Source organism: Vibrio sp. 2130-1 (assembly GCF_033339515.1).
In genome coordinates, this window is the sequence record NZ_JAWOUT010000174.1 from 1 (window position 1) to 798 (window position 798).

The window sequence follows — 798 nt, forward strand, 5'->3', positions numbered from 1 at the left end:
TAGAAGTGGAAATCTTTTACACCTTCGCGACTTAGTACACGAACCATATCAATAGCTTGGCTTGCACCTACAAGTTGGCGAGTCACAGGATCATCATCCAAACCTTCAAACTGTTTGCTCATCCACCCTGGCACTTTAACGTTATTCTGCGCCGCAAAGCGTGAGGCTTGCTTAAAGTTCGAAACTGGCAAAATACCCGGTACGATTTCTACATCGATTCCCGCCGCAACACAGCGGTCACGAAAACGCAGATAAGATTCCACATCAAAGAAGAACTGAGTAATGGCACGGTTTGCACCAGCGTCCACTTTACGTTTTAGGTTTAGCAGATCCGATTGAGCACTTTTTGCCTCTGGATGCACTTCTGGAAAAGCCGCCACAGAAATATCAAAATCGTGACGAGATTTTAGTAGCTCAACCAAGTCCGAAGCATACATATCTGGAGCACCGCCACCAGGTGGGATGTCACCACGCAGCGCAACGATATTTTCGATGCCGTTATTCCAGTAATCATCAGCAATCTCAATCAACTCTGAACGTGTTGCATCGATACAAGTGAGGTGAGGCGCAGCCACTAAGCCGGTCTCTGCTTTGATTTCCTTGATAATGGAGTGAGTTCTATCACGCTCACCAGAGTTTGCTCCGTATGTTACCGAAACAAATTTAGGCTTGAGCGTTTTGAGACGATGCACAGAGTTCCACAGTGTTTCTTCCATCTTTTCGCTGCTTGGCGGAAAAAACTCAAACGAGACATTAATGTTATCTGACAACTCAGCGATATTCTGGTTTAAGGCGTCG

At 46.0% G+C, this 798-nt stretch carries 1 protein-coding gene; it reads right to left on the reverse strand.

What is annotated here, in order from left to right:
• A partial coding sequence (metF, locus tag R7Q09_RS24980; protein ID WP_318143802.1) for a methylenetetrahydrofolate reductase occupies window positions 1–798 on the reverse strand: 798 nt, incomplete at both ends.